At 63.0% G+C, this 18,267-nt stretch carries 20 protein-coding genes; 19 read left to right on the top strand and 1 reads right to left on the bottom strand.

The window, feature by feature from the left end:
* Positions 1 to 4: 4 nt before the first annotated feature.
* Genes DBW_RS11335 through DBW_RS11290 form a run of 10 tightly spaced genes read left to right on the top strand, consistent with a single transcriptional unit; the run spans position 5 to position 9,699 of the window.
* A complete protein-coding gene (locus DBW_RS11335; RefSeq protein ID WP_066727634.1) occupies positions 5 to 916 on the top strand; it encodes a hypothetical protein in 912 nt (303 codons plus the stop codon).
* Positions 913 to 1,851, top strand: a complete 939-nt coding sequence (locus DBW_RS11330) for a GNAT family N-acetyltransferase (RefSeq protein WP_066727633.1) — start codon at positions 913 to 915, stop codon at positions 1,849 to 1,851. Before DBW_RS11335 ends, DBW_RS11330 begins: the two co-directional genes overlap by 4 nt.
* A gap of 9 nt (positions 1,852 to 1,860) precedes the next feature.
* Complete coding sequence (locus DBW_RS11325) at positions 1,861 to 2,277, top strand: sugar 3,4-ketoisomerase (RefSeq protein WP_066727632.1); 417 nt, start codon at positions 1,861 to 1,863, stop codon at positions 2,275 to 2,277.
* Positions 2,278 to 2,288: 11 nt separating this feature from the next.
* A complete protein-coding gene (locus tag DBW_RS11320; RefSeq protein WP_066729817.1) occupies positions 2,289 to 3,386 on the top strand; it encodes a DegT/DnrJ/EryC1/StrS aminotransferase family protein in 1,098 nt (365 codons plus the stop codon).
* Positions 3,387 to 3,396: 10 nt separating this feature from the next.
* Complete coding sequence (locus tag DBW_RS11315) at positions 3,397 to 4,515, top strand: glycosyltransferase (protein WP_197463636.1); 1,119 nt, start codon at positions 3,397 to 3,399, stop codon at positions 4,513 to 4,515.
* Between the two features lie 14 nt (positions 4,516 to 4,529).
* Positions 4,530 to 5,468: an SDR family oxidoreductase gene (locus DBW_RS11310; RefSeq protein WP_066727630.1), complete on the top strand. Its 939-nt coding sequence runs from the start codon at positions 4,530 to 4,532 to the stop codon at positions 5,466 to 5,468.
* Between the two features lie 55 nt (positions 5,469 to 5,523).
* Positions 5,524 to 6,141 (top strand): D-sedoheptulose 7-phosphate isomerase, encoded by a 618-nt coding sequence (locus tag DBW_RS11305; RefSeq protein WP_269465515.1) that lies wholly within the window; start codon positions 5,524 to 5,526, stop codon positions 6,139 to 6,141.
* A complete protein-coding gene (locus tag DBW_RS11300) occupies positions 6,138 to 7,121 on the top strand; it encodes a hypothetical protein (RefSeq protein WP_066727629.1) in 984 nt (327 codons plus the stop codon). The genes DBW_RS11305 and DBW_RS11300 overlap by 4 nt, the downstream gene beginning before the upstream one ends.
* Positions 7,121 to 8,593, top strand: a complete 1,473-nt coding sequence (rfaE1, locus tag DBW_RS11295; RefSeq protein WP_066727628.1) for a D-glycero-beta-D-manno-heptose-7-phosphate kinase — start codon at positions 7,121 to 7,123, stop codon at positions 8,591 to 8,593. Before DBW_RS11300 ends, rfaE1 begins: the two co-directional genes overlap by 1 nt.
* A 35-nt stretch (positions 8,594 to 8,628) precedes the next feature.
* Positions 8,629 to 9,699: a glycosyltransferase family 9 protein gene (locus tag DBW_RS11290; protein WP_197463635.1), complete on the top strand. Its 1,071-nt coding sequence runs from the start codon at positions 8,629 to 8,631 to the stop codon at positions 9,697 to 9,699.
* Here the strand turns inward: DBW_RS11290 and DBW_RS11285 are convergent.
* Positions 9,680 to 10,489 (bottom strand): glycosyltransferase family 2 protein, encoded by an 810-nt coding sequence (locus DBW_RS11285; protein ID WP_082820315.1) that lies wholly within the window; start codon positions 10,487 to 10,489, stop codon positions 9,680 to 9,682. The genes DBW_RS11290 and DBW_RS11285 overlap by 20 nt on opposite strands.
* A gap of 130 nt (positions 10,490 to 10,619) precedes the next feature.
* Here DBW_RS11285 and gmhB point away from each other — a divergent pair, with 130 nt between their 5' ends.
* The 9 genes from gmhB (at position 10,620) to rpoZ (ending at position 17,933) form a co-directional block, all read left to right on the top strand.
* A complete protein-coding gene (gene gmhB / locus DBW_RS11280) occupies positions 10,620 to 11,192 on the top strand; it encodes a D-glycero-beta-D-manno-heptose 1,7-bisphosphate 7-phosphatase (RefSeq protein ID WP_066727627.1) in 573 nt (190 codons plus the stop codon).
* 182 nt (positions 11,193 to 11,374) lie between these two features.
* Positions 11,375 to 12,691 (top strand): nucleotide sugar dehydrogenase, encoded by a 1,317-nt coding sequence (locus tag DBW_RS11275; RefSeq protein WP_066727626.1) that lies wholly within the window; start codon positions 11,375 to 11,377, stop codon positions 12,689 to 12,691.
* A gap of 10 nt (positions 12,692 to 12,701) precedes the next feature.
* Positions 12,702 to 13,766: a dTDP-glucose 4,6-dehydratase gene (gene rfbB, locus DBW_RS11270; RefSeq protein WP_066727625.1), complete on the top strand. Its 1,065-nt coding sequence runs from the start codon at positions 12,702 to 12,704 to the stop codon at positions 13,764 to 13,766.
* Positions 13,763 to 14,659: a dTDP-4-dehydrorhamnose reductase gene (gene rfbD, locus DBW_RS11265; protein ID WP_066727624.1), complete on the top strand. Its 897-nt coding sequence runs from the start codon at positions 13,763 to 13,765 to the stop codon at positions 14,657 to 14,659. The genes rfbB and rfbD overlap by 4 nt, the downstream gene beginning before the upstream one ends.
* Before the next feature lie 24 nt (positions 14,660 to 14,683).
* Positions 14,684 to 15,562, top strand: coding sequence for a glucose-1-phosphate thymidylyltransferase RfbA (gene rfbA, locus DBW_RS11260; protein ID WP_066727623.1), 879 nt, complete (start codon positions 14,684 to 14,686; stop codon positions 15,560 to 15,562).
* Positions 15,562 to 16,104: a dTDP-4-dehydrorhamnose 3,5-epimerase gene (gene rfbC, locus DBW_RS11255; protein WP_066727622.1), complete on the top strand. Its 543-nt coding sequence runs from the start codon at positions 15,562 to 15,564 to the stop codon at positions 16,102 to 16,104. Before rfbA ends, rfbC begins: the two co-directional genes overlap by 1 nt.
* Before the next feature lie 57 nt (positions 16,105 to 16,161).
* Positions 16,162 to 17,040 carry a YicC/YloC family endoribonuclease gene (locus DBW_RS11250; protein ID WP_066727621.1) on the top strand — a complete coding sequence of 293 codons (879 nt, stop codon included), beginning with the start codon at positions 16,162 to 16,164 and terminating at the stop codon, positions 17,038 to 17,040.
* The gene (gmk, locus tag DBW_RS11245; RefSeq protein ID WP_066727620.1) at positions 17,030 to 17,674 is read left to right on the top strand and encodes a guanylate kinase; all 645 of its coding nucleotides are present in this window, start codon (positions 17,030 to 17,032) and stop codon (positions 17,672 to 17,674) included. The genes DBW_RS11250 and gmk overlap by 11 nt, the downstream gene beginning before the upstream one ends.
* Positions 17,675 to 17,726: 52 nt before the next feature.
* Positions 17,727 to 17,933 (top strand): DNA-directed RNA polymerase subunit omega, encoded by a 207-nt coding sequence (gene rpoZ / locus DBW_RS11240; RefSeq protein WP_066727619.1) that lies wholly within the window; start codon positions 17,727 to 17,729, stop codon positions 17,931 to 17,933.
* Positions 17,934 to 18,267 lie beyond the last annotated feature (334 nt).

Raw genomic sequence — 18,267 nt, 5'->3', positions numbered from 1 at the left:
CAGCATGCGTTGGCAAAAGATCGGCCAGGTCTATGCACCTTCCGGCTCTGAGGGGTGGGCCCGGAATACCGCTCTGACTCCGACCCCGGTCCTGCTCGAGGATCGAATTCGGGTCTTTGTCGGCATCCGCGACCAGGTCGGGGTCAGCCGCATCGGTTTTGTCGATGTCGATCCGATTGATCCCTTGCGGGTGCTGGAAGTCGCAACGACCCCGGCCCTCGATGTGGGATCCCCGGGTACCTTTGACGACAATGGGGTGATCCTGGGAGATATTCTTCCCCGGGGGGAGTCGTTGCACCTCTATTATGTCGGGTTTCAACTGGTGGCCCAGGTTAAGTTCTTGGCCTTTACCGGTCATGCGATCAGCAGTGACTGCGGCCGAAGCTTTCAGCGCAGCAGTGATGCGCCCGTGCTCGACCGTTGCCATCGGCAGCGCTACATTCGAGCGATTCACTCAATCATGGAGGAGGATGGCCGCTTCCGGGTCTGGTTCGCCGCCGGTGACGGCTGGGAACTGATCGACGGCAGGCCCTATCCCCGCTACCACATCCGCTATATCGAATCACCCGACGGCACGACCTTTCGGGGTGAAGGTGTCCCCTGCATCGATGTCACCGGGCGGGAATACCGGATCGGCCGCCCGCGGGTTTTCAAGGCTGGCGGCTGTTACCACATGCACTACACCCGGGGAACCCTGGACGGCGATTACATTGCCGGATATGCCCGCTCCGATGACGGTCTGACCTGGACTCGGATGGACGATCAACTGGGGATCGGGCTGAGCGAGGGTGGCTGGGATTCCCTCCACCTGGCTTACCCGGCCATTCTGACGTGGCGAGATCGGACCTACATGTTCTACAATGGCAACAACATGGGGCAGACCGGGTTCGGCGTGGCCCTGCTGGAGAGTTTATGAGGGCGGTTCGCTACCGGGGTGAGGAGCGACCCGCCTGGGATAACTTCGTACGCAAGGCGAAGAATGGGCTCTTCCTTTTTTTCCGTGATTACATGGATTACCATGCCGATCGTTTTGAGGACCATTCCCTGCTTTTTTATGATGAGGCGGATAAACTCTGCGCCCTGTTGCCGGCCAACCGCCGGGAGGAAGCGCTGATCAGCCATGGCGGCCTGACATTCGGCGGGGTGGTGAGTGATGAGCGGATGACCACGGCAAAAATGCTGGAGGTTTTTGCCGCCATTGCCGACCACGCCCGCCAGGAGGGGCTGCACCAGCTGGTTTACAAGGCGGTGCCCCACATATACCACACCGTTCCGGCCGAAGAGGACCGCTACTCTCTCTTTTTGCAGAATGCAATCCTGCTCAAACGCGAGGTAACCAGCGCCATCAACCTGGCGACTCCGCTGAAACTGAGCAAGGGGCGCAAGTGCGGGATAAGTAAGGCGAAAAAGGCCGGAATTGAAATCCGGCCCTCCGACGACTATGACAGCTTCATGGCGATCGAAGCGCGACTCCTTCTGGAAAAATACGGCACCAAACCGGTACATAGCACGGCGGAGCTGCAACTGCTGGCTGGCCGGTTCCCGGGAAATATCAAACTGTTCGGTGCCTTCTGCAATGACGAACTGCATGCCGGCCTGATCATCTACTCCGGTGCGAATGTCGCCCATGTCCAGTATATGGCCACTACCGAAGCTGGTCGGGAGTGTGGTGCCCTCGATCTGCTTGTCCAGCAGGTGATCGCCCTCTACGCGGATCAGGTGCGCTTCTTCGATTTCGGCATTTCGACCGAAGAGGGGGGGCGTATTCTGAATGCTGGTCTGCTCGCCCAGAAAGAGATGTTCGGGGCCCGGGCAGTGGTTCACGATACCTACCAGTGGGATTTGACCTGAGGAGTCTGCATGAGCTTGCTCGAAGAATGCCGGATCGTTGAACTGCCCAAAATCCAGGACCCCCGCGGCAACCTCACCTTCATTGAGGGGAGCCAGCATGTTCCCTTTGCCATCGAGCGGGTTTACTATCTCTATGATGTCCCCGGCGGTGCCTCGCGCGGCGGTCATGCCCACAAGGGGTTGCAGCAACTGATTATCGCCATGTCAGGAAGTTTCGACGTGGTTCTCAACGATGGATATGGGGAGCAGCGCTTTCACCTCAATCGTTCTTATTACGGCCTTTATGTCTGCCCGATGATCTGGCGGGAAATCGACAATTTCTCTTCAGGTTCAGTCTGTCTGGTGCTCGCCTCCAACCATTATGACGAAGCGGATTACTTCCGGGACTATCCGGACTATGTCGCTGCGCGCGGGATTACCCCATGAATCACCCTTTGATGAAGCTCCCCTTCCTTGACCTTCAGGCCCCTGGCCGGGAGCTTCGGAAAGAACTCGAGGCTGCTTGGCAGCGAGTAATGGAATCTGGCTGGTTCATCCTGGGGCCGGAGGTCGAGGCATTCGAGGCTGAGTTTGCCAAATATTGCGGTGTCAAGCACTGTATCGGGGTCGGCAACGGCCTCGACGCTCTGCACCTGATTCTGCGCGGCTACGACATTGGACCGGGAGACGAGGTGATTGTCCCGGCCCATACCTTCATCGCCACCTGGCTGGCAGTCTCCCAGGTTGGCGCCACTCCGGTGCCGGTCGATGTACTCGATGAGACGGCCAATCTTGACCCGGCGCAGCTTGCCGCCGCGGTTACGGGACGAACCAAGGCGATTCTGCCAGTCCATCTTTACGGTCAACCGGCCGCCATGCAGGAGATTCTGGCCGTGGCCGAGTCCTGTGGTCTGCGGGTGATCGAAGACGCGGCCCAGGCCCATGGAGCCCGCTACCGCGGTCGGCGGGCCGGCACCCTCGGCGATGCTGGCGCTTTCAGTTTCTACCCTGGGAAGAATCTTGGTGCCATGGGCGACGGCGGAGCGGTGACCACCGACGACGACCAACTGGCCGAACGCTTGCGGGCGCTGCGTAATTATGGGTCCCAGGAGAAATACGTCCACCAGGTGGCGGGTTTCAATTCCCGACTCGATGAACTTCAGGCCGCCCTGCTGCGGGTCAAACTCGGCGTACTCGACGAATGGAATGGTCGCCGGATGCGCCTGGCGCAGCGCTACACCGTTGGCCTGGCCGATTGCGGCCTCGGCCTGCCGCAGGTACCTGACTGGGCCGAGTCCTCTTGGCATCTTTATGTGATACGCTCGCCGAGGCGCCACCAATTGCAGAAGGCATTGCAAGCAGCCGGCATCGGTACCCTGATCCATTATCCGATCCCTCCCTACCGCCAGCAGGCCTATGCTGGTCTAGGAGCCGATCCAGCCCGTTTCCCAGTAACTGAACGGCTCAGCGGCGAGATTCTCAGCCTGCCGATGGGGCCTCACATAGAAGATGCCCAGGCCGAGGCGGTGGTTGCTTCGGTTCGGGCGGCAGTCTGAGGCGTCGGTGGTGAAAGCTCCCGCAATCACTGTCAATGTCGGCAGGCAGGGCGATGGGAAGAGGACGGTACTCTGGTGGGGGCATTTTGACCCCGAATACTCGCGCAACCGTATCCTGCGCCAGGTGCTTGCCAACTTCGGTTGGTCGGTACGGGATTTTCGTCCACGTTCCAGCGCCCTGGGAGACCTTGAAGCCACCTTGCGTGGAATAGAAACCCCCGCGCTGGTCTGGGTCCCCTGTTTTCGCCAGCGGGACATCGTCGCCGCCCATCGTTGGGCTCGACGGCGTGGGGTGCCCTTGTTGGTGGATCCCCTCATCAGCGCCTATGACAAACAGGTTTTCGAACGTCGCAAATTTAATGTCGACAGTGGCCGGGCCAGGCGGCTGCTAACTTGGGAGCGGCGTTGCCTGGGATTGGCTGACAGGGTCCTGGCTGATACGGTTGCCCATGCCGAATATTTCAGTAAAACCCTGCAGGTGTCGATCGAAAAGATCCAGGTGGTGCCGGTAGGTGCCGAGGAGGGGCTATTTTCCCCCGGCCCCTGGCCCTCCCTTGGCACTGGCGGAGCGTTGGAGATACTGTTTTTCGGCAGTTTTATTCCGCTACAAGGCCCCCGGGTTATTATCGAAGCAGCACGGTGTTACCGGGGACCGGCGGTACGCTGGGTACTCGTTGGCGATGGTCCGCTGCTTGCCGAGTGTCGTCAGGCAGCCGCGGACCTCGACCAAATTTCTTTCGAACCCTGGGTTCCTTATCAGCAACTACCTTGTCGGATTTCCCAAGCTCATATCTTGCTCGGGATATTCGGAGCCACGCCCAAAGCGTCGCGGGTGATTCCCAATAAAGTGTACCAAGCCGCTGCCTGCGCCCGTCCGGTAGTTACTTTGCACGCCCAGGCATACCCTGCTGAATTGATTGCAAAGGAAAATTCAGGTTTTTTCTGGGTTCCGCCTGGAGATCCCGTTGCCTTGGCGGCAGCGGTTGCCGACCTGGCCAGCGACCCGTGGTCTCTCCCCGTGTTCGGGGCGGCGGCACGGCAGAGCTACGAGGCCTTTCTCTCTGTGGCGCATATTGAAAAGCAACTCGTGCAAGTTCTGATCGATCTCGGGTTGCATCCTCGTTCCTGAAATAGAGGGTAATCATGGCTCATTATCTCGTCACCGGCGGCGCCGGCTTCATCGGCTCCCATATCGTCGACGAACTTCTCACCCGCGGTGAAACGGTGCGGGTACTCGACAACTTCGCCACCGGCAAGCGGGAGAACCTCGCTCACTGCGCCGGCCGCATCGAACTGATCGAAGGGGACATTCGCGATTTGGAGACCTGCCGCGGCGCCTGCACCGGGGTCGATTTCGTGCTGCACCAGGCCGCCCTCGGTAGCGTACCGCGCTCCATCGCCGACCCGCTCACCTCCCACGAGGTCAACGTCACCGGGACGCTGAAGATGCTGCTATCCGCCCGCGACGCCGGCGTAAAGCGCTTCGTTTATGCCGCCTCTTCGTCGACCTATGGGGATCATCCGGAGCTGCCCAAGGTCGAAGGGCGCATCGGCAACCCCCTCTCCCCCTACGCGGTGACCAAGTACGCCGATGAACTCTACGCCCAGGTCTTCGGCCGCTGCTACGGGCTGAAGACGGTCGGACTGCGTTACTTCAACGTCTTCGGACCGCGCCAGGATCCCTTTTCCCAGTACGCGGCGGTCATTCCGCTCTTTGTCAGCGCCCTGCTGCGGGGGACGGCGCCGACCATCAATGGCGACGGCGAGCAGACCCGGGATTTCACCTTCGTCGCCAATGCGGTGGCCGCCAACCTCCTCGCCTGTTCCGCCCCGGAAACGGCGGTGGGGGAAGTCTTCAATATCGCCTGCCATGAACGCACCTCCCTCAACCATCTCTACGCCCGCCTGCAGCAGCTGCTCGGGACCGCCATTCCTGCCAACTACGGCCCGGCCCGGGCCGGGGATGTGCGGGACAGTCTCGCCGATATCAATAAGGCGAATCGCCTGCTCGGCTACCGCGGGGCGGTCAAGGTCGAGGAGGGGTTGCAGCGCTCGATCGCCTGGTATCGGGAAAACCTGTGAGGGCAATTTTGAATTTTGAATTTTGAATTTTGAATTTTGAATTGGAGGATTGTCCATGGCTGGTGAAAATATGACACGGGATTTGATCGAGGTGAACCTGGCTGAGCACCGGCGGACCATGGAATTGGTCGCGGCGGAGCTGAGCGGGGCGATCGCTGGCTGCGCCGAGCTGCTCTGCGGCGCCCTTGCCGGTGGCGGCAAGGTGCTGGTGATGGGCAACGGTGGCTCGGCGGCGGACGCCCAGCACCTGGCGGCCGAGCTGGTCGGGCGCTTCCTCCGCGAGCGCCGGGCGCTCCCCGCCGTGGCGCTCACCACCGACAGCTCGATCCTGACCGCGGTCGCCAACGACTACGGTTTCGAACAGATTTTCTCCCGCCAGGTCGAGGCGCTGGCCGCCCCCGGCGACGTGGTGATCGGCATCTCCACCAGCGGCAATTCGGCCAACGTCCGGATCGCCCTGGCCTCCGCCCGCGCCATCGGCTGCAAAACCGTCGGCCTGCTCGGCGGCAGCGGCGGCGCCATCGCCGCCGGCGTCGACCTGGCGCTGGTCGTGCCGACCGCGGCGACGCCGCGCATCCAGGAGGCCCACGCCACCATCATCCACATCCTCTGCGACCTGGTCGAACGCACCCTGTGCGACCAGCCGGGTGCCGCTTCTGGGGAGTCGCCATGAGCAAGACCTATCGTCCCATCGACCTGAGCGGTGTACACACCTATTCGATCCGCAGCCGCGACAACAAGGTCAACGTCCGCGAGCATTTTGCCCAGCCACCCAAGGTTGGCGGCAGCTTCAGCCAATTCTTCGACGCGCTTCCCAATCTGCTTGGCGCCGAGAGTCTGCGTGGCGTAGTCGCGGCGGTGATCGCGGCGCGCCGCCGGCAGCGGCCGGTGATCCTCGCCATCGGCGGCCATGTCATCAAATGCGGGCTGCAACCGGTGCTGAAGAGCCTGATCGAGGCGGGTGCAGTGACGGCGGTGGCGATGAACGGCTCGACGGCGATCCACGACTACGAGGTCTCCCTGGTCGGTGCGACCTCGGAGGATGTCGGCGCGGTGCTGCACTCGGGGGATTTCGGTTTTTCGGAAGAGACCGGCGGCGGCATGCATCGGGCGCTGCGCACCGGCCTGGCGGCGGGTCAGGGCTTCGGTGAGGCGCTCGGTCGGCAGATTGTCAACGCCCAGCACCCCTTTGCGGATTACAGCCTGCTGGCGACCTGTGTCCGTGCCTCGATTCCGGTGACGGTGCATGTCGCCATCGGAACCGATATCATCCACCAGCACCCGGCCGCCGACGGCGCCATCCTCGGCGAGATGTCGTTCCGTGATTTCCGCCTGCTGACCGCGGTGGTCGCCGATCTTGGCGACGGCGGGGTCTGGCTCAACGTCGGCTCGGCGGTCCTCCTCCCCGAGGTTTTCCTCAAGGCCCTCTCCATCGCCCAGAACCTTGGCCACCACGTGGAGGACTTCACCACCGCAAATTTCGACATGATCCAGCACTATCGCCCGCTGCAGAATGTCGTCAAACGCCCCACCTCCGGCAGCGGCCGCGGCTATACGCTCACCGGCCACCATGAGATCAATATCCCGCTCTTCGCCACCGCGGTGCTGGAGGGACTGCGGGAGCTGGAGCAACCAGGGGAGGGCGCGCGCTGATGGGACTGCCCGATATCGATACCTTTCTGAGCCGCGCCGCCGGACTGCGGGTGCTGGTGGTCGGCGATCTGATGCTCGATGAATATCTCTGGGGGCGCACCGAGCGGATCTCCCCGGAGGCGCCGGTCCAGGTGGTCGAGATCGAGCGCGACGAACTACGTCTCGGCGGGGCCGGGAACGTCCTCAACAACCTGGTGGCACTCGGCTGCCAGGTCGAGGTGGCCAGCGTCCTTGGCGACGATGGCGACGGGCGGCTGCTGCACGGGATGCTGGTGGGGGAGGGAATCGCTGCCGGGGGCGTTTTCTTCGCGCCGGGGCGGACCACTAGCCGCAAGACCCGGGTCCTCGCCAGCCACCAGCAGATGCTGCGTATCGACCGCGAGAGCCGCACCCCGCTGGCGACCGAACAGGAGGAGGCGCTGCTGAATTACCTGCGCGGTGCGCTCGACGCTTTCAGCGTTATCCTGGTGTCGGACTACCTCAAGGGGGTGCTCAGCGAGCGGGTGCTGGAAGCGCTCTGCGCCCAGGGGCGGGCCCGGGGGATCCCGGTGGTGATTGACCCCAAGGGGCGTGATTTTGCCAAGTACCGGGGGGCCACTGCGCTTACCCCCAATCGACGGGAGGCGCAGACCGCCGCCGGCATCGACATCGTCGACGAGGCGAGCCTGCTGGCGGCTGGCGAAAAGCTGCGCCGGGACCTCGACCTGGAGACCCTGGTCCTGACCCGCAGCGAAGAGGGGATGAGCCTCTTTTTCCGGGACGGCGAGCATCTGCACCTGCCGACGGAGGCGCGGGAGGTCTTCGATGTCTCCGGCGCCGGCGATACGGTGCTCGCCTTTTTGGGCGCCGGGCTTGGTTGCGGTCTCGACATCGGCGCGGCGGCGCGCCTCGCCAATCTCGCCGCCGGGATCGTCGTCGGCAAGCTCGGCACCTCGACCGTCAGCCCCGACGAACTGCGGCACGCCGCCCTGTTGCAGAGCAGCGACGGCGGCGTGAAGATCCGCAGCCGGGAGAGCCTCGCCCCGCTACTCGCCACTGCCCGCCGCCAGGGGCGCAAGGTGGTCTTCACCAACGGCTGTTTCGATCTGCTCCATGTCGGCCATGTGCGCTACCTGCAAAGGGCGCGACAGCTTGGCGACCTGCTGGTGCTCGGACTCAATTCCGACGCCTCGATCCGCCGCCTCAAGGGACCGAAACGCCCCCTGATCGGCGAGGAGGAGCGCGCTCACATCATGGCTGCCCTCGACTGCATCGATTTTGTCACCATTTTCGACGAGGATACGCCGCTGGAGCTGCTGGAGCTGCTACGGCCCGACATCCTCGTCAAGGGGGGGGACTACACCCCGGAGCGGGTGGTCGGCAGGGAACTGGTGGAGAGTTATGGCGGTCGGGTCGAGTTGATCCAGTTTGTGGACGGCAAGTCGACCACCGGTATCGTCGAGCGGATTCTCGAAAACTATCGTGATCTGTAGCCCCCTCACTATTGAACCCTTAGCAGCAAGGCCCTATGAAAACGCCCATTGATCTCCCCGCCGACTCCTCCATCCGGCGAATCCTCGTGCTGAAGTGGAGCGCCATGGGGGATGTGGTTATCTCCAGCGCCCTCTTCGAGGATATCCGGCGCGCCTTTCCGGCGGCGACCCTCGATCTGCATACCCTGCCACCCTGGGCCGGCCTCTTCCGCCACGATCCCCGCTTCGCCGAGGTCTGCACCATCGATGTGCGGCGCAAGCAGGGGGGGCTGCGCGGACTGCTCGCCTGGCTGCGTTTCGTCCGCAGCCGTCGCTACGACCTGATCGTCGATCTGCAATCCAACGACCGCAGCCGCAGCCTGATGACCCTGCTGAAACTGACCGGCGCTGCGCCGCGCCACCTGATGGGGAACCACCGGCGCTTCCCCTATACCCTCGCCCCGGAGCCGGCAGCGGGGGTCATCCACGCCTTCGATTTACAGCAGGAAACGCTCCGCGTTGGCGGTATCCCGACCGTCACCCCGCGGCCGGTTCTCTATCCCGGGCCGGAGCACCTCGCCCATGCGCAGGAGCTGCAACGGCAGTTCGGACTGGAAGCGGACAATTACGCGGTGTTATTGCCGGGAAGCCAGGCAGCGGGGCGGCTGAAGCGCTGGGGGTGGGAACGCTACGCGGCGCTGGCCGGGCTGCTGCACCAGCGGGGGCTGGCCAAGGTGGTCCTGCTCGGGGGGCCCGACGAGATCGAGGAGTGCGCCCGGATCGCAGACCGCTGCGGCAGCGACTGGCTGGTCAATCTCTGCGGTCAGACGCAGATTCTCGAACTGGTCCCGCTCTGCGCCGGCGCGCGCCTGATCGTCGCCAACGACACCGGAACCGCCCATGTGGCATCCGCCACCCCGACGCCGATGGTGGTCATCTGCGGGCCGACGGACCCGCTGCGGGTCAAACCGGTGGGGGAGAACGTGGTGGCCCTGCAGACGACCGGTCTCGCCTGCATCAACTGCTACTGCAAGGCCCCTTGCGAGCACCACAGCTGCATGGTCCGCATAACGCCGGAGATGGTGCTGGCCAGGCTGCCGGAAGGGCTTATTGCGGGGCGCTCCTGAGTTCGGGCGCCGGCGCGTCCTGCGGCAGCCGCGAGGTGCCAAGCCGCTGCAACTGCTGATGTTCGAAGAGCTTCGCGTACTTGAGGAAGGCATAGAAGGCGCCGGTGACCGAGGCGATGAAGCCGGCCCAGCCATTGAGGAAGTTGCGTTTGAAGAGGTAGAGGCGCAGGAAGAAAAAGGGGGGGTAGACGATCATCAGCCAGGGATTGGCCCGCTTGCCCCGGGCAAGTTTGTCGGCGACCAGGCCGGTGGAATAGGCATTGACCTTGTCGACCTTGGTATGGATGTCGGTCTCGCCGTAGTGGTAGAAGGGGGCCTTGAGGCGCCCGACCGGGCCGTCCACCTCGGGCGCGGCGTGCACCGGCATGTTACTGACCCGGCCACGGCTCTTGTCGAAGAGGCGCAGGAATCCATTGAGGCGCGAGGCGGTGCTGGCCATCTGCCAGAACATCTGCTCCTGGCGCGGCAGTTCGTAACCGGCCTGGTCCGGACCCCGTTGCAGCAGGTCGCGGATCTCCTGCTGCAGTTCGGGGGAGAGGGCCTCGTCGGCATCGAGGAGGAGAACCCAGCGGTGGCTGGTATGTTCCAGGGCCAGCTGTTTTTGCGGGCCGTAACCGAGAAACCGGTGCTGGAAGAAGCGGCAGCCGTAAGCGGCGGCAATCTGCGGGGTATCATCCGTGCTGAAGGAGTCGAGAACGACAATCTCGTCCGCCCACTTGACGCTCTCCAGGCAGGCAGGCAGGGTGCGTGCATTATTGTAAGTGGTAACGAATGCCGAAAGTTTTTCCATGCCGGAATCTCCGTAGTAGGGCCGCAGCCGGGTTCGTGGCTGCGATAGTACCCTGTGCCGGCGAGTGCTGCAACCGTCTTTGTGCGATCGCAGACAGGGGCCGACGGACTCCTCCCGGGATAAGGATTTTATGAAACCGACCTTGCAGCCGGCCGTTTTTCTCGACCGTGATGGCACCCTCAACGTCGAAAAGGACTACCTCTACCGGGTCGAGGATTTCGAGTTCATCCCCGGCGCCGTCAACGCCCTGCGCCGGCTGAAGGCAGCGGGATTCCTGCTTTTCATCGTCACCAACCAGTCGGGAGTGGCCCGCGGCTACTTTACCCTGGAGGATGTCGAGCGCCTGCATCATCATGTGCAGCAGGAACTGGTCCGCCAGGGGACGGCCATCGATGCCTTTTATGTCTGCCCCCATCACCCGGAACGGGGCCTTGATCCCTGGCGGCGAACCTGTGACTGCCGGAAGGGGAATCCCGGTCTGCTGCTGCAGGCTGCCGGCGATTACGGGGTCGATCTCTCCCGTTCCTTCATGGTCGGGGACAAGGTGGCGGATATCGAGGCGGGCCGCCGCGCCGGTTGCACCCCGCTGCTGGTGCTGACGGGCTATGGGTCCGCCAGCAGTGTCGAACTGGGGGACGATCCGGTTGTGCGCTGTGTCGATCTGGCCGCGGCCGTGGAGTGGATTCTGCGGATGGCTGGCTGAGGGCTGCAATGGGGTTTTTGTTTGACCGCCCGGGGCGGCTCATGGTATCTAATTCTTTTTTTGCCTGGCCACTTAATTAATTGATTTCCATCAGATTTACCATGCGATGTGCCGCAGCTGGGAGCAACGGTCAAGCAGACCGCACGCATTGCAATCCTCCCCTCAAGCCCTGAAGAGGTCCTATGCTCTCCATTGACGATTTGACCGGCCGACGTGCCAAGCTGGCGGTGGTCGGTCTCGGCTATGTCGGTCTCCCCCTCGCTGCGGCTTTCGGCAAGGTGGTCGAGGTCATCGGTTTCGACATCAGCGCCAAAAAGATCGCGGAACTTAAAGAGGGATTCGACGCCACCGGCGAACTCACCCGGGACGACCTGGCGGCCACCCGCATCGATTTTACCCTCGACGCGGCTCGGCTTGCCGAGGCCTCCTTTCTCATCGTCACCGTGCCGACCCCCATCGACGAGGCCAAGCGTCCCGACCTGCGGCCGGTGGAAAGCGCTTCGCGCACCATCGGCCGTCACCTCGCCAAGGGGAGCATCGTCGTCTTTGAATCGACCGTTTACCCCGGGGTCACCGAGGAGATCTGCGTGCCGATTCTCGAGGCCGAGTCGGGCCTTAAGTGCGGTGTCGATTTCAGCGTCGGCTATTCGCCGGAGCGGATCAACCCCGGCGACAAGGTCCACACCGTCGACAAGATCGTCAAGGTCGTCTCCGGTCTCGATGCCGCGACCCTGGCGACGGTGGCGGCGGTTTACGAGCTGGTGGTCAGCGCCGGCGTCCATCGCGCCGCCTCGATCAAGGTCGCCGAGGCCGCCAAGGTGATCGAGAATACCCAGCGCGACCTCAACATTGCCCTGATGAACGAACTGGCGCTGATCTTCGGTCGCCTCGGCATCCCGACCCGCGACGTTCTCGCCGCCGCCGGCACCAAGTGGAACTTCCTCAAGTTCACCCCCGGCCTGGTTGGCGGCCACTGTATCGGCGTCGATCCCTACTACCTGACCTTCAAGGCCGAAAGCATCGGCTACCATCCGCAGGTGATTCTTGCCGGCCGGCGCATCAACGACGGCATGGGCAAGCATGTGGCGGAGATGACGGTCAAGGAACTGATCCGTGCCGACAAGGCGGTAAAGGGGGCCCGGGTGCTGGTGCTGGGGCTGACCTTCAAGGAGAATGTCCCCGATATCCGTAACAGCAAGGTCATCGACATCGTGCGCGAACTGGCCGAGTACGGGGTCGAAGTGGTGATTCATGACCCGGTCGCCGACCCGGCGGAAGCAGCGCACGAATACGGCGTCACGCTGACCCCCCTTGACGCGGTGCAGGACGTCGATGGGGTGGTCTGGGCGGTGGCCCACCAGGAGTTTGCCGCCCTTGATTTTTCTCGCCTCGGCAAACTCTACCGGGACGGTGGCAGCGGGAAGGTGCTGATCGATGTCAAGGCTCAGCTCGATCCGGTCGCGGCACGGCAAGCCGGTTACTATTACTGGTCCCTCTAGGAGTTCGATGATGAAAACGATGCTGGTGACCGGTGGCTGCGGCTTTATCGGTTCGAATTTTGTCCGTCTCGCTCTCGCACGGCATCCCGGCCTGCGCCTGGTCAATCTCGACAAGCTGACCTATGCCGGGAACCTTGAAAACCTGCGGGACATCGAATCGGACGAGCGTTACCGTTTTGTCCACGGCGATATTTGTGACGGAGCCCTGCTGACGGAGCTGTTTGCCAGCGAGCAGGTCGACACCGTTGTCCATTTCGCCGCCGAGTCGCACGTCGATCGCAGCATCGTCGGCCCCGGCGAGTTCATCCAGACCAACATCGTCGGCACCTTTGCTCTCCTCGAGGCCGCCCGCCAGGCGTGGAGCGGGAAGGCTGTCGGCGCCTGCCGCTTCCTGCATGTCTCCACCGACGAAGTCTACGGTTCCCTGGGCGATAGCGGCTACTTCACCGAGTCGACCCCCTATGACCCGCGCTCCCCCTACTCGGCGAGCAAGGCCTCCTCCGACCACCTGGCGAGTGCCTATTATCATACCTATGGCCTGCCGGTGACGATCACCAACTGCTCCAACAACTATGGTCCCTTCCAGTTCCCCGAAAAGCTGATCCCGCTGGTGATCAACAATGCGCTCCACGGCAAGGAGCTTCCGGTCTACGGCGATGGCCGCAACGTGCGCGACTGGCTCTACGTTACCGACCACTGCGCCGCAATCCTCGAAGTTCTCGCCAGGGGAGGTGCCGGTGAGACCTACAACATCGGCGGCAACAGCGAGAAACAGAATCTCGAAGTGGTAACCACGATTTGCGAGCTGCTCGACCGGAAAGTCGGTCTCCTCCCCACCGGCCAGCCTCGCACCACCCTGATCCGCTTCGTCAAGGACCGCGCCGGGCATGACCGGCGTTACGCCATCGACGCCGGAAAAATTCGCACTGAACTCGGCTGGAAGCCGTCGCTCGACTTTTCCACCGGCATGGCTCAGACCATCGACTGGTATCTTGCCAACCGGGAGTGGATGGAAGCGGTGCTCGATGGCAGTTACCGGGAATTCTACCAGCGGATGTACGGAGCCGAGGCATGAGTAGCCAGCCGGTCAGGGCGGCATTGATCGGCGCCAGCGGGATGCTGGGGCAGATGGTGCGGGAGGTTGCTCCGGACCATTACCACTGGAGCGATTTCGACCTCCCGGCCTTCGACCTGAGCTTGCGCGGCCAGGTGCTGAGCGAAATCGGCCGCGGCGGCTTCGACCTGATCGTCAACTGTGCGGCCTATACCGATGTCGACGGCTGCGAGAGCAACCCGGAGCTGGCAAACCGGGTCAACGGCGACGGCCCCGGGCTGCTGGCCGAGGCGGCGAAGCTCAGCGGGGCGACGCTGGTCCACATCTCCACCGATTACGTCTTCGACGGCCTGGCGACCAGGCCCTACAGCGAGACCTCGGCCACGGGACCCCGCTCCGCCTACGGCCGCTCCAAGCTCCTTGGCGAAGAGGAAATCCTCGGTTCGAGGCTGGAGAAGTTTTTGATTATCCGCACCAGCTGGCTGTTCGGACCGGGCGGGAAAAATTTCGTCGAGACCATGCTGCGCCTGGCCACGGAACGGGAGGAACTGCGGGTGGTCGATGACCAGGTCGGTTCCCCGACCTATACCGCCGACCTCGCCCAGGCGATCTTTGCCTTGCTGGAGAAAAAAGCGTACGGTCTCTTTCACTTCGCCAACGCCGGGGTCTGCAGCTGGTATCAGTTCAGTCGCGAAATCGTGCGCAAGTATGTCGAATCTGGCGGGGAGGTGGCACTGCAGCGTCATCTGGCGATCACCACCGCCGACTACCCGCTGCCGGCCGCGCGGCCGGCCTACTCGGTCTTTTCGACCGCCAAATATCAGGCCGCCACCGGGAAGGCGATTCCCTCCTGGCAGGACGCCCTCGATCGCTATCTGGTGCGGCGCCGGCAGCTCAACCGGCCCGCCCGGTAACCTGTTGTGAACGGAGGAAGAGAGATGGCAGGAATCAAAAAGGGGATCGTTCTCGCCGGCGGCGCCGGCAGCCGCCTCTACCCCTTGACCTTGGTGGCGAGCAAACAGTTGCAGCCCGTCTACGACAAGCCGATGATCTATTACCCCCTCTCGACCCTGATGATGGCGGGGATCAACGACATCCTGATCATCTCCACCCCCCACGACACCCCCCGCTTCGACGCGCTGCTCGGTGACGGCAGCCGCTTCGGTATCCGGCTCTCCTACGCGGTGCAGCCGGAACCGAAAGGGATCGCCCAGGCCTTTCTGGTCGGTGAGGAATTCATCGCCGGCGACCCGGTCTGCCTGATTCTGGGCGACAATATCTTCTACGGCAAGATGGCCCTTGATCGTATCGCCGGAGCGTTCTCCGGCGGCGCCATGGTCTTCGGCTACCCGGTCCACGATCCCGAGCGCTACGGGGTGGTGGAGTTCGACAAGTCCGGCACCGTTCTCTCTATCGAGGAGAAGCCGGTCGCGCCCAAATCCCACTACGCGGTGCCGGGCCTCTACCTCTACGACGGAGAGGTGGTTGAGGTGACGCGCGCGATGAAGCCCTCAGCCAGGGGGGAGCTGGAGATCACCGATGTCAACCTCGCCTACCTGCGCAGCGGCCGCCTGCGGGTCGAGAAGCTGGGGCGCGGCATCGCCTGGCTCGACACCGGTACCCATGAGAGCCTCCTCGAGGCGAGCCACTTCATCGGGACCCTCGAAGCCCGCCAGGGGCTGAAGATCGCCTGTCTGGAAGAGATTGCCTACCGCAAGGGATTTGTCGATCGCGCCGGTTTTGAGGCGATTATCGCGGCCACACCAAGATCGGGGTATCGCAGCTATCTGGAGATGATTTTGAGGGACGAATTCTGATGCAGGTGACGCCAACCGCGATACCAGATATCCTGCTGATCGAACCACGGGTCTTTGGCGACGATCGGGGATTTTTTTTCGAAAGCTTCAATCAGAAGCAATGGACGGCGCAAACCGGCCTCGACATTCCCTTCGTGCAGGACAACCATTCCCGCTCGGCGCAGGGGGTACTGCGCGGGCTGCACTACCAGATCGAACAGCCCCAGGGGAAGCTGGTGCGCTGCGTGGCCGGAGAAGTCTGGGATGTGGCTGTCGATTTGCGGCGCAGTTCGGCCTCTTTCGGTCGCTGGGTCGGGGTTCATCTCTCTGCGGAGAACAAGCACCAGCTCTGGATTCCGCCCGGCTTCGCCCACGGCTTCCTGGTGCTGTCGGAAAGCGCCGAATTTCTGTACAAGACCACCGACTACTATGCGCCGCAGCATGAGTGCTGTATCCGCTGGGACGACCCCGACCTCGGGATCACCTGGCCGATGGCGGCACCGCTGTTGTCGGCCAAGGATCGTGCCGCACAAGGATTTCGGATGGCCCCAACCTTCCCCTGACCCTTCCACTGTCCGTCCTCTTGCGGCGGAGCGGGAAGGAGAATTGGACACCAGACCATGATCAAGAGCATGACCGGCTATGGCAAGGGGCAGACCGCCGTCGATGGCTTGACCGTCACCGTCGAGGTGCGCTCGGTCAATCATCGTTACGGCGATGTCAGCGTCAAGGCCCCGCGTGGGCTCCTCGCCAGCGAGCTGGAGATCAAGAAGCGGGTTGCCGAGCGGCTCAAGCGCGGCAAGATCGACGTCTTTATCACCCAGGAGACCGCCGCCGGGAACAGCGCCCTGCCGACGCTCAACCTGCCGCTGGCCGAAGCCTACATGCAGCTCTTCGAAAAGCTTGCCCGGGACTTCCCGCTGACCGGCGGCGTCCCCCTCGAACTCCTCGCCGGGCAACGGGACGTCGTCCTGCTGCAGGAGGGGGGTGTCGCCGAGGATGCCCTCGCCGGCGCGGTGGAACTGGCGCTGACGGCGGCACTCGACATGCTGGAGAAGATGCGTCTTGCCGAAGGGGCGGCGACCCTGGCCGATTTCGAACAGCGCCTGGCGACGGTCGAAGAGCTTCTCGGTCAGATCGAGTCGCGGGCCCCCCAGGTCCCGCTGGAGTGGCAGCAACGGCTTAAGGAACGACTCGCCCGCTACGCCCAGGAAATAGAAATCGACCCGCAGCGCCTCGCCCAGGAACTCGCCGTCTATGCCGACCGTTGCGACATCAGCGAGGAGCTGACCCGTTTTCGCAGTCACCTGCAACAGTTCCGGACTCTCTTCGTCGCGGCAGAGCCGGTCGGCCGCCAACTCGATTTTCTGGTCCAGGAGCTGAACCGCGAAGCCAACACCATGGGCTCCAAGTCCAATGATGCGGAGCTGACCCGATCGGTGGTGACCCTGAAGTCGGAACTGGAGAAGATTCGCGAACAGGTGCAGAATGTCGAGTGAGCAGGGGACCGGGAGTCCCCGGCGCAACGGCAATGTCTTTGTCATCTCCGCCCCATCGGGTGCGGGAAAAACCTCGTTGTGCAAGGAACTTATTGACTTTTTTCCGACCCTGCGGCATTCTGTCAGCTACACGACGCGCCCTCCCCGCAACGGCGAAGGAGAGGGTGTCGACTACCATTTCGTGACCAGGGAGCGTTTTCGCGCGATGGTCGCCGAAGGCGCCTTTGCCGAATGGGCCGAGGTGCATGGCAACTGTTACGGCACCGCCCTGGCGACCCTGGCAGCCGCCCGACAAAACGGACAGGATATCCTCCTCGATATCGACTGCCAGGGCGCCGAGCAGTTACGTCGCACCCTCGATTCCGGGGTCTTTGTCTTCATCCTCCCCCCCGATTTCGACGAGTTGCGGCGACGCCTCGTCCATCGTAATACCGATAGCAACCAGGTTATCGAGCAACGCATTGTCAACGCCCGCGGGGAGATCGCCCACGCCCCCCGCTACGATTACCTTGTCGTTAACGATGACTTCACCAAGGCGCTCGACCAGCTGAAGGCGATCATTATTGCCGCAGGGCAGCGGACGTCGCTGGTCCTGCCGACGCTGAAGGGTCGCTTCGATTTTTCTCCCGGCTGATCGCCGCTAGGGTCGATCACCGGCAACACTGTAGAAGGAGTTCACTAATCCCATGGCACGTATTACCGTCGAAGACTGCCTGAACCAGGTCCCCAACCGCTTTCTGCTCGTCATGGTCGCGGCAAAACGCGCCAAGCAGCTCTACAAGGGGAGCCAGGGGCTGATCGAGAACCGGGCGGGCAACAAGAAGATCGTCCTCGCCCTGCGGGAGATCGCCGCCGGCAAGGTCGAATTCGAAATCCCGGCCCGCAAACGCTGAACAGCAGTCACCGCAGGCGGCCATCGGGTCGCCTGCTTTTTTTTGGTGCGCCAGGCATGGCGCGTAGCGCCTTGACTGGCGCTGTCTGATTCACTGTGGTGGTGAATCAGTGACTTGGGGGTGAAAGTCCCCTGCGGACCCTGATGGCGGGAACCGCTAGCCGGACGGCAAGGGTGTCCATCGCGAGGTGGAATCTGAAGGAAGCCGCAGGCAAAATCCCGGTCCGACGAACAGAAACCGCATGAGGCAGTCTCATCCGGGCGAGAAGGCCAATATCTTCAAAGCCCGATAGCCATCCGGGAGGGTGGGGCTGTAGATGCGGCGGGTAGATGGG

The sequence above is a fragment of the Desulfuromonas sp. DDH964 genome (assembly GCF_001611275.1).
In the GTDB taxonomy this organism is placed as follows: Bacteria; Desulfobacterota; Desulfuromonadia; order Desulfuromonadales; family DDH964; genus DDH964.
The sequence above is the reverse complement of the archived record's forward strand: the minus strand, read 5'-3'. Positions and strand labels throughout refer to the sequence as shown.